This window comes from Methylobacterium sp. CM6257 (assembly GCF_054611515.1).
Genome location: NZ_CM137735.1, coordinates 1,406,002 through 1,416,384, shown reverse-complemented (window position 1 = coordinate 1,416,384; position 10,383 = coordinate 1,406,002). Strand labels below are relative to the sequence as shown.

Genomic DNA, 10,383 nt, shown 5'->3' with positions numbered 1-10,383 from the left:
GGAGGCCGGGGCTTCGTCGGCGGCTCAGAACTCGGTGGGCTCGCTGGCCTCGGTCTCCCGCTCGAACGTCCCCCGCGGGACGCCGAGCAGCGCGGCGACGTCCCCGTCCCAGGCATCGAAGGCTCGGTCGATCAGGGGGGCGAGGGGCGGCTGGAAGTCGGCCGTGAGGGGCTCGACGCGGTACGGCTCGTTCATGATGCTCTCCTCGGATGGGGTCGCGCGGGGCCGGTCCGGATCCGTCGCGGGGACGGTCCGGGCGCGGCCGGCTTGGGCCGGCGGATCCCGAGGAGGCGGAGCGCAGCCCGCTTGCTTTCGCAGGCGAGAGCTGGCATACGTCGTCGGTCTCGAATGTCGGCCTTGATCCCGGTGGTTGGCCGGTCTGGTTTTCGGCAATCGTGATCACGAGGTCTGGCAATGACGCGGTCGAGAGGGCTCAAGCTCTCGGCCGACGGGCCAGTCCTAACCTGCTACGGCTTCGCAGCTCGGTTGCGGGCAAGCTCAAAGCGTGCGGTCCGGATCGGACCGTGCGCTTTTATTTTGCCGCTCCGATCACTTCCCGATCCGGTGGGTCGCGCGAGCGCGCGCGGAGGGCTGCGCGAGATATGTTGCGCATTGCCATTCTCCTCGATGATTGATGAGTTGTTGGATCTAGACTGGTCTTATGACGCCGAGGCCTTCGTTGGATCTTTCAGATACCAATGTTGTGCCTTGCGATCATGGTAAACGAGGTTTTTATTCTTAAGGCGGGTCTTGTTTTTCTCCGAGGCATCGAGCGTGAAGCCGGCGTCCCGAACCGCGTCATTGACTTCGCTTCCCGACAGCCCCTTGGCGCCCGCCTTCGCGAGTGCGTCGACGATGACTTGGGCGACCAGGCCCGAGACTTGCGGCACCGGCTCCCGCTCGGCCCCGCCCGAGACCGGCTCGTCGGCCGGCAGCGGCTGGGCCGGCGCTTCCGTCTCGGCCTGGTCGGCCGCCGGCGTCGGCTCCGGCGCGTAGGCAGCCCCCTGCCGCAGGGTCGCGATCACCTGGTCGAGGCGGGCCGCCTTGGCTGTCTCCGCCGCGATGGCGCTCACGTGTTCCAACATGAGCTCCTGAAGCTGCCGCGTCCTGTCCGCGGCGGCTTGCCGGGCCCGGTCGCGCTCCTGGCACATCTGAATGATCACATCCATTCGGCACCCCCGACCAGGTCCAGGTCCGCATCCAGGTCCGGAGTAGCTCCGCGACCTGCTGATCGGACCATAGACCGGGTGCCCGCCAGGCCGCAAGTTCTTTCGCCCAGGTCCACCGGACGTGGTAAACGGAACCTCACCCGGTCGGCCCGGTCGACCGGGTGAGTGAAACCGGATCGCGCACCCGGCCAATCTTGTCCGTCGCGTCCCCGGGTCATCCTCCGGCGGAGTGTCGCGTGTATCGAACGGCTGGCGACCATCGAAGTGACCAAGGGCGCCCGCAAACGCCACGTCCGCGTTCGTCGATCTTCAAGTCGATGAAGCATTCATTCGAGCACAGGCCGCCGTACCAAATGTCGGTCTGCGTATTCTAATCAGCATCTGCGCCGAGACGAAGGCGTATGCCGCAGTTCATCAAGCTGGCCCTCGGGGGTCAGCGGGTATCGCGACCCTCGCACTGGCCGAGCGGCTTTGCCGTCGACAGGGCCCCCGAGCCGGTCGGCGACCCGGCCGTCCCGGACCTGGTCGTCATGGGCCTGGCCGACCGGTGGGTTGGGCCGGGGCGCGGATCAGGCACCGACCGGCCGGCCCGTCGTGCCACTCGAAGCCGATCTCGACCAAGCCGGACGCCAGCACGAGGTCGCGGACCGGGTCGAACCTGACGGCGCTTCCCTCCTCGTCGGCGGTGCGGACAAGCTCCTCCAGCAACCCGGCATCCTGCGTCCGAACCGCCTCAGGAGCGACCTGGAGCTCGCCGGTCCCGTTGACGTGCATGTGGAGGATGGGCGCGCGGTCCAGCCGCGAGAGGCGGCGCATCGCGCGATGTGCGGGTGTGTCGAGCTCGTCGGGGATGGACGCATCGAGGAGTGCATCGGTGTCTTCGGGCGCGAGCGTCGTCGGCGCGCCGTCCGACGAGACGACCGCGGAGGATTGCTCGAACCGCCCGGCGGCGACGTCGAAGCGGACCGTCAGGAGCAGCCTGACGCCGGCGCGGGACAGGGCGAGGTCTAGCCGGCCTCCGTGTCCCTCTTGCCGGGCATAGCGGGCGTCCCCGATCTCCAGGCCGGCATGCCGGCGCAGCAGTCGACCTGCGGCCGGCGCGAGCGCCTCGTCTATCAGGTCGCGGGAGAGCGCGCCGGCGAGGCTCCGGCGCCATTGCGGACCGCCCCGGTCCGATGTCCGGGCGCCGCGCGCGGGCGGCGCGAGGAGCGCGGCGGCCGTCCAGCGCAGCGCGGGGACGTCGGCCGCGGCCGGGGGGGCGCGGTGAACCAGGTCGGCCAGGTCGCCGATCAAGGATGGAAGGCCCGGCGACAGCGCCGCCCTGAGCCGGCGCTGGACCAGTGCGGCGGCGTCGGCAAGGGCCGCGGAACCGGGTCCGGACGCGGGGCGGCCCGTTCGAGTGGCGCCCGGCGCGAGGTCTTCGAGGTCGGCGAGGGCCTGCAGGATGAGCGGCAGCATCCGCAGGTACTCGAAGGCCCGCCCGAGGTGCGCCCGCGTGCCTTCGGCATCCTCGGGGACCCAACGGGCGATCCGTTCCAGGGCGGCCAGCACCTCGGCGTGGGCCCTCAGGGCGAAATCCTTCGGGATCGCGTCGAGCACGGCGCGGTCGGCCGGATGGCGCGACCGGGCGAGGGGGGCGACGATGCCATCCATCCAGGCCTGCCTGACGTGTTTGCGGATGGCGCTCTGCAGCCCGGGGATCTTGGAGACCTGGAGACCGCCCCCGGAGAGCGCCGCATGCAGGGTGCCCATGGCCGTATCAACGATGGGCCGCGTGTCGGGATGGGCCAGGGCGGAGATGGCCTGCCGCGCCCGCGCGAGTTCGTGCACGTCCGCCCGCGCCGGGCGGACGCCGGCGGGGGAAACCGGGAATTCGGGGTCGGGATGCATGGCCGGACGGTGCCCCAGGCGCGCGGGCGTCCGGTCGAGGCGCACGGCACGACCTCGCACCGGGACTGTGCGCGGAGGCCGGGCCGGGTCGGTCCTGTCCTTGGACGGCGCCCGGGATTCGGGCGCACAGCCCATTGTGCGAGGCGCGCGGCAAGGCACAAACGCCGTCCCCGACCCTGCCGGGACGTGCCGCCGCGCCGCCGCCGGCCGCGACGTTCCCGACGGCGACCCCGGTGAAGTTCCGCTCGCGCGTTCCGCCATGTCCCGCCTCGACATCCAGGGGTTCTCGGGGACCGGGCCGCCTCAGGCGGCACGGCGCGAACGCATGGGGCGCCGGACCGCGGCGCGCCGCTTCGGCATCCGTCGCACGACGGCGCCCGCGGTGGGCGTCACCGGTCCGGGCGCGTGCGCCGGCGGCCGGTCCGGTGTGCCGGCGACGCCGCGCGGCCCGGGCCCGAGACGCGGCGATCTGGACCGGGGCCCCGAGCCCGATCCGGGTGCCGCGCCCCGCGCCCCGCGACCCGGGAGGACGGGACCGGGACCCGAGGGCGAGGGTCATCCGCCCCGGCGGTCCCTGTCGACGACGAACGCCGGCCGCGTGTCGGACAGGCGTCGCCAGGCATCGAGGTAGGCGCCTAGATGCGGTCTGCGGGTCCGCTCCAGCTCCAGGTAATCCTGGAGGCCTGCGATCGCCCTGTCGTGGGCCGCGGCGTCGGTCCGGCCGGCGAGATACGCATGGCGGACGTAGATGCCGAAGGTCGTCATCGTGTCGGTCTCGCAATACGCCCGGACGCGCTCGATCTCGCCGGCGGCGACCATGTCGGCCACCAGCGACCCGTGCTCGCCGAGTTTGCCCGGCATGCCGACCAGCGCGGCCGCCTCCTCCAGGGTGAGCCGGCTGGCGCACCCGAACCCGGACATCTCGTCCATGACGTCGACGTGGGCGCCGCCGTACCGGTTGCCGTAGCCCGACCAGCGCGTGCCGCGCCGGAACCAGGCTTCCGCCGAGATGCCGTGGAGCATCGTGCGGTGGAGCAGCGTCGGCATGTCGAAGCCGCGGCCGTTCCAGGTGACGAGCCGGAATCTGCCGGAGGCGAAGTGCCGCCAGAAGCCGCGCAGGATGCGGGCCTCGTCCCAGCCCGCCTCGCCGCCGCTCCTGCAGGCGGTGACCCGATATTCCTCCAGTCCCGTGTCGCCGTCGCGCAGGATCTCCGCCTGCACGAAGCTGACCGCGACCACGGCGTGCCACGCGCATTTCGGAAACCTGTCCCGGGCCCACACCTCGGGCGGCGGCATCAGCGTTTCGTCCGGCACGGTCTCGATATCGACGACGAGGAGCGCGTCCGCTTCCGCGCCGGGTTCCGCCGCCGGCCGACGGTCGTGGCGGACGGCGGAGCGCGCGCCGGCCGCGGGTGCGCTCGCGTCGGACATGGAGGGGAGCCGAAGCCGGGGCGACGGGGAGCAGGTCTCGTGCATGGGGCGGTTCTCCGGGGCGGCTGTCAGACCAGGATCGTGCGGCTGGCGTCGAACCCGTTCGTCGGGTCGTCCGGGTCGTAGGGGTTGCTCACGACGCGCGTGCGCCCGAGCCGCAGGTCGCAGGCCTGCGGCACGTTCCCGTGGATCCAGACGGCCGGGGCGCCCCACCCCTCCATCACGGGGTCCAGGGCGGAGGCGTGCCAGCAGACCCGCCACGGGTCGAGCACGGGCCTCGCCAGGGTGGGCGGCAGGCAGGACCGTGATGGGGCGAAGCCGGTGACGACCGCGGCCCGGTCGCCCGGGCCGATGTCGCGCAGGACCGGATTCGGCATATGGCCGTACGGGCCGGCACCGACGGCGACGGCGTTGAGGGCGTCCTCGATAAAGGCCCGCGAGCGGGCGTGCGCGCCGGCCGCGTCGTGCGGGAAGAAGGGCACCCCGGGCGCGCTCGCCGCCCTGTCCGTCACCGTCCAGCGGCTCCGGGCGTGGGCGCGGGCGGTCCGGGCGTTCTCGACGCCGTCGAGGGCGAAGTCCGTCCAGAGCGTCGCCCCCAGGATGACCAACCCGGGCCGGAGCGGATCGCCGAGGCGAACGGCGCCGTCGTGGAGCACGGTGATGCCCAGCGCCGCCCCGAGCGGCACGGCCTCGGCGAGCGCCTCGCCCACGGGTTCGCCGTCGAGGTACTCCGCCGGTCCCGGGACGAGGACGACCGGCCGCCGACCCTGGCGGCCGCCGAGCGCGTCCGCAAGCCAGCGCACGGACCGGCACAGGCCGGGCGCGATCCCGCCCGGGACGAGCAAGGCGTCGAAGTCCGGCAGCGGGTCCGGCAGCACGTGGGGCGCCCGGTCGACCCTGAGGTCGGACAGGGTCCACAGACGGAACGGGACGGGCTCCGACGGGGCGGACCGCGCCCCGGGGGCGGCCGGCACGGCGGACGGGCCTTCCGTCGGTACCGGTGCATGCACCTCGGTCCGGGCCACCGGATCGGGAACGTGGAGCGTCACGGCTGTCCTCCGTCCTGCGCGGCGCGGTGTTGGTCCGCCTCGGCGATCAGCGCCCGGAGCGCGTCGCCCGAGACCAGGCGCCGCGCGATCAGCAGCTCGGCGACGGCCGCCACGGCGGTGCGGTTCGCCTCCATGACGGCCAAAGCCTCGCCGCTCAGCCGGTCGAGGTCGCGCTCGACCGCCCCGAGAAGGGCGGGGTCGAGCGACAGCGCGACCGCGACCTCGTGGGGGGCGCCGCGATACGTCAACCGGTCGCCGAGGCCGAGCGAGGCGTGGTTGCCGGCGAGCAGGGTCGTCACGCGCGCGAGGTCCGAGCGGCTATCGCCGCCCGCCCCGGCGCTCGGCTCCCCGAGGAACAGGATCTCGGCGGCCCGTCCGCACAGGAGCGCGACCGCGAGGCCCTCGATCTCCGCGCGGGTCGGCGACTGGCCGAGGCGGGTCGCCACGGAGGTCGCGCCGAGCGAATCCCGGCGCGGGACCAAGTCGACCTGGGCGACGCGGGCACCGATCCGCTCGAACGCCACGGCGTGCCCCGCCTCGTGGTACGCGCTCCGACGTCGGTCCGCCGGGCTCCCTTGATCCGGCGGCGCGACGCGGCCGAGCAGGTCCTCCGGGCGCATCGGCCGTCCGGCGGCGCGCGCGGCGGCACGGGCCTCGGACACCCACCCGGCGACCTGGGCGCCGCTGGCGCCGAGCGCAAGCGCGCCGAGCGGCGCGAGGTCCATGTCGGGCACCTCGCCGTCGTCGAGGTGTTGCCGGAAGATGACCGCCAGGTCGGCGGCCGAGGGCGGCTTGATCTCGATCACCCGGCCCAGCCGTCCGGGCCTGATCAAGGCGGGATCGAGCCTGTCGCCGTGGTTCGTCGCCGCGATGATGCACACCTCGGGGGCGCCGGGCGCGTTGAGCGCATCGAAACCGAGCAAAATGCTCGTGCACAAGGGGGTCCACCACTCGCGCGCGTGGTTGTCCATCGTGGCTCTGTTAGGAATACTATCAGCCTCATCTAGGAACAAAATACTAGGCGCCAGCGCGCACGCGTGCGTGTACGCGGCATCCCAGGCGCGGAGCACGCCACCCAGGTGTCCGTCGGATCCGGTGAACCAGGCGCCGACCGAGGTCGCGACCAGCGGCAGGCCCGCGGCCTTCGCGAGCGAGCGGACGAAAGATGATTTTCCTAACCCCGGGGCGGAACTGAGGGCGACGTGCCTGTCGAGCCGCTGGAACGCGGGCGCGCCGCCGGAGGCGCGCCAGGTCGCGATCTCGTCGATGAGGCGCGTACCCCAGGCATGTGCATCGCCGAAGCCGACCAGGGTCGCGAAATCGGGCGCCGACCCGACGGCGGGATCCGCGGTGGCCTTCGAGCGCGCCGCCGCGGCGAGGCGCGCGACGCAGGACCGCGCCGTCGTCCCGCGCACCGCGGCGGCGATCTCGAAGAAGTCCAGCCCGCGGGCGATCCCGGGCGGCAGGGTCGGACGCCGCCCCGTGGCGGCCCGGACGACCCGCGCGATCACGGCGTCGGTCGCGCCAGGGAGCCGAACGTGCAGGTCCGCCGCGGCGACGAGGGCCGAAGGCAGGTAGCGCGCAGGCGATTGCGAGACCCCGAGCACCCGGTCGCCGCGGGCGAGCCGGTCCGCCACTCGGTCGTTTCCGCGGTCCGCACGGTCCTCGCTTCTCGAACCGCCGTTGCGCGCCACCACGTGACCCCACGCCGCCAGGCGCCCGCACGCCTCGCGGACCGGCTCGACCCAGTCGGCGGCCGGAACCTGGACGACGAGGGCGAAGGCGGGGTCGGCGGCGATGCGGCGGCGCTGGGCGGGCGAGAGCGCCGCTTCGAGCGCGAAGGCCGCGAGCGTCTCGGTCGCGGGACGGCGCTCGTCGGCGGCGACGTCCCCGGTCTCCGCCTCGTTCAGGTCGTCGCGCAGGAATGTCAGGTGGGGCATGGTCGCCTTGCTCCGAGGATGGGTCGAGGTCCGGGGCCGGGTCACGTCGGGCCCGGGTCGCGGCAGGCATCCGCCGGCGACGGCCTACGACGGCACCTCGACGACGCAGGCGGGGTCGAAGGCGGGGTTCTCGCCGTCGTAGCCGAGGGGGTTGCACAGGATCCGGGTCGGACCGATCCGGTGGTCGCGGCTGGCGTGGACGTGGCCGTGAAGCCAGAGGTCCGGGCGGCTGGCGGCGATGAGGCCGCCGAGGTCGCTCGCGAAGGCCGGGTTCAGCACGCTGCCGGCGAAGCTCGGGTCGAGCGAGGCACGGGCGGGGGCGTGGTGCGTGACCACGACGTGCGGTCGCGCCCGCGCGCCCGGCGGGTCGACCTCCAGCAGCGCGCGTTCCAGGAAGGCGCGGCTGGCGGCGTGCAGGGCCGCCGCGTCTTCCGGCCGGAAGGTGCGCCAGCCCGGGTTGCGCGTCGTCGCGATGCAACGGTGATCGTTGAGGCCGGCCTGCGCGGCCGCCACGGCCCGCCGGCGGTTTCCCGCGCCGTCGAGGCCGTAGTCGGTCCAGAGCGTGCCGCCGGAGAAGGCGACGCCGCCGATCTCGACGGTGTCGTCGTCGAGCAGGGTCACGCCGTGCCGTTCCGCGGCCCGGCGTCCGAGCGCGCGCTCCTCGTCCACGGCCGAGCCGTAGAATTCATGGTTTCCCGGCACGACCACGACCGGCATGATCGGTCGGATGGCTTGGCCCAGCCAGAGGATGGTGTCCGCCAGGCCCTGCCCAACATCGCCTGCGACGACGGCGACGTCGGCGTCGGGGATGTGCCCGGGCGTCCACGGCGCCCGCGACAGGTCGCGGTGCAAGTCGCTGAAGGTCCAGATCCGCACGTGATCGACTCCTTGGTTGTCGGGATCGTCCCGTTGTTCGGGATGCGGCGGTCACCGCCGCGGCGGGGGGCGGCGTCCGGGCCGCCGCCTTCCGGGTCGGCCCGGACGCCCGCCGCGCACGTCCGGCGGCAGGCCGGCGAGGACGTGGGCGAGGACGGTGCGGGCCGCCGCATCGCCCCGCCAGGCGGCGACGAGCACCGTCGAGAGCGCGAGGTCCACGACGGCGGGGTCCGGTTCGGCGCGCCGCGTTAGGTCGAGCGTGACGGCGATGGCGGCCGCGGCCTCGCCCCTCCGGGCCGCGGGCCAGGACCGATGATGCAGGCAAACGCCGCCGGCGAGAGCTCGGCGGACCTCCCGGATCGCGGAGGCCTCGATGTCCGGAAGCCGCTCCGTGCGCCAGAGCGCGAGCGGATGGCTTCCCGCGGGCGGCTCGCGGCGCGGGAGGGTCCGGTCGCGGGGATGGGAATCGTCGCTCGCGCGCATGCGTCCTCCGGGCTCGTGACGGGCAAGACGGACCCGCTCCCGCGCGCCGAGGCGCGCGGGCGGGGTTCGTTCGGACGGGATGGCGGTGGCTAGTGCCGGTCGAGGCGCTCGGCGCCCGTGTCGGGTTGGCCCAGGACGAAATACCTCGACAGGGTGCGCGCCCAGCGCCGGCCATCGGACGCGTACAGATCGCTCGTGGTGATGCGGCGGCCGTCGGGGAAGTTCGGATGCCCGTGGACCTCGCCGGTGAGCACTCTCACGGACCGGGTGGAGGCCCGCCACCGCTCAAGGCGCGGGGCGCCGTGCAGGTCCTCCCGCGTCGGCTTGACTTGGTCGCGGATCCCCTGGAGCTCGTCGGCGAGGTCGCGCAGCCGGTCGCCGGCCTCGCGCTCGTCCGGCGCCCGAGCCTGTTCGACGTCGACACCGAGGTTCGCGGCGAACGCGGCGGGGTCGACCTCGGCGGCATGTGGGTTCGCGGCGGCGGCGCGCAGGGCGGCGAGCAGCGTGACGGAGGCCCCGAGGCTGCGGCTCGTGCGATCCCCTTCGGCGATGCGCTGTGCCTCCCCGCGGCCGAACGCCGGCACGACCGTCGGCAGGGTCCGGACACGGCCTCGACCCGGCACGAGCGCCTCGTGCCCACGCATGACGCGGCCGAACGCGTCGGCAGCGGCGGCTCCGCCGCTGCGCCCGCACCCGAGGAGCCAGGGCGGCGAGACCACGTCCAGACCGAAATCCTCCGACGGGTTCATGCCCGCGAGCGCCGACGCCGCGGCATGCTCCTCGAAGGGGGTCGGGCCCACCGGCAGCACCGGCGCGTCGATGCGCGCCCTCAGCCCGAGGTTCCCCAGGCACGCCGCCGGCAGGTCGAGGACGAGATCATCGTCCCGCCCCACGGCCTCGGCCGCGATCTCTCCCGCCTCCCGTGCGTCGCGCGCCTCGCGCTCGCTGACGGTGAGGCCCTCCTCCGTGACCGTCCGGCCCGGCAACGGGGCCTCCTCGGGGAACCTGACGCGCAGGAGCGTGACGGGGCGGCCGAGAACGCCATAGGCGTCGGCGAGAAGGAGCGCGGCGTAGGCGGCATGGGTCCGGCCAGCGGAACCGAAGAAGGCAGAGATCAAGGGCAATCTCCATGACGGAATCCGGACGCCGGCACGCCCGGTGGAATGGCCACAGGGCGCGCGACGTCGGACACGTTGTGATTGATCCGCGAATCTTAAGGCAAAAGAGCGGAAATGAACAGCATATTCCAACTATTATCAAGAGCCATATTTTTGGAATGGTTAACGGTGGCGTGGCGTACAGTGTTGGGCGCCTCGAATTACTTACGCATACGCCCGAGGTGAAACGGCGTCACGATGCCGGAGGCCGCTCCCCGCGACCGGCATGAGGCATCGTGTGACACTTTCGAACCGCGCCCGGCGACCCGAGCGGCTACCTGCGGTCGAAGCCGGCCGGTCCTTGGATTTCCACGCCCCAGGCGGTCGTCGCGCAGACGACCCGCTGCGCCCCTGAGAGCCGGCCTTGACCGACCGTCGTGATCGCCGG

9 protein-coding genes are annotated in these 10,383 nt (G+C 73.4%); all 9 read right to left on the bottom strand.

The window, feature by feature from the left end; translation table 11 throughout:
* Positions 1–24 precede the first annotated feature (24 nt).
* Positions 25–195 (bottom strand): hypothetical protein, encoded by a 171-nt coding sequence (locus ACYCO6_RS06820; protein ID WP_007565587.1) that lies wholly within the window; start codon positions 193–195, stop codon positions 25–27.
* A gap of 464 nt (positions 196–659) precedes the next feature.
* Positions 660–1,073: a hypothetical protein gene (locus ACYCO6_RS06815; RefSeq protein WP_459770488.1), complete on the bottom strand. Its 414-nt coding sequence runs from the start codon at positions 1,071–1,073 to the stop codon at positions 660–662.
* Positions 1,074–1,697: 624 nt separating this feature from the next.
* Entirely contained in the window at positions 1,698–3,104 is a 1,407-nt protein-coding gene (locus ACYCO6_RS06810) for a hypothetical protein (RefSeq protein ID WP_007565582.1), read from the bottom strand.
* 510 nt (positions 3,105–3,614) lie between these two features.
* On the bottom strand, positions 3,615–4,490 hold the full coding sequence (locus tag ACYCO6_RS06805) for a 3'-5' exonuclease (RefSeq protein WP_230364973.1): 876 nt from the start codon (positions 4,488–4,490) through the stop codon (positions 3,615–3,617).
* A gap of 68 nt (positions 4,491–4,558) precedes the next feature.
* Positions 4,559–5,539: a metallophosphoesterase family protein gene (locus ACYCO6_RS06800; RefSeq protein ID WP_007565578.1), complete on the bottom strand. Its 981-nt coding sequence runs from the start codon at positions 5,537–5,539 to the stop codon at positions 4,559–4,561.
* The gene (locus ACYCO6_RS06795; RefSeq protein ID WP_007565576.1) at positions 5,536–7,479 is read right to left on the bottom strand and encodes an AAA family ATPase; all 1,944 of its coding nucleotides are present in this window, start codon (positions 7,477–7,479) and stop codon (positions 5,536–5,538) included. Before ACYCO6_RS06795 ends, ACYCO6_RS06800 begins: the two co-directional genes overlap by 4 nt.
* 84 nt (positions 7,480–7,563) lie before the next feature.
* Entirely contained in the window at positions 7,564–8,355 is a 792-nt protein-coding gene (locus ACYCO6_RS06790; RefSeq protein ID WP_007565574.1) for a metallophosphoesterase, read from the bottom strand.
* 51 nt (positions 8,356–8,406) lie between these two features.
* Positions 8,407–8,838, bottom strand: coding sequence for a hypothetical protein (locus ACYCO6_RS06785; RefSeq protein ID WP_007565572.1), 432 nt, complete (start codon positions 8,836–8,838; stop codon positions 8,407–8,409).
* Positions 8,839–8,927: 89 nt separating this feature from the next.
* Complete coding sequence (locus ACYCO6_RS06780) at positions 8,928–9,956, bottom strand: hypothetical protein (RefSeq protein ID WP_007565570.1); 1,029 nt, start codon at positions 9,954–9,956, stop codon at positions 8,928–8,930.
* Between the last annotated feature and the right edge of the window lie 427 nt (positions 9,957–10,383).

Coding starts and splice junctions, on each gene's coding strand:
- ACYCO6_RS06785 (WP_007565572.1), bottom strand. CDS start 8,838: ATGCGCGCGAGCGACGATTCCCATCCCCGCGACCGGACCCTCCCGCGC.
- ACYCO6_RS06820 (WP_007565587.1), bottom strand. CDS start 195: ATGAACGAGCCGTACCGCGTCGAGCCCCTCACGGCCGACTTCCAGCCG.
- ACYCO6_RS06795 (WP_007565576.1), bottom strand. CDS start 7,479: ATGCCCCACCTGACATTCCTGCGCGACGACCTGAACGAGGCGGAGACC.
- ACYCO6_RS06805 (WP_230364973.1), bottom strand. CDS start 4,490: ATGTCCGACGCGAGCGCACCCGCGGCCGGCGCGCGCTCCGCCGTCCGC.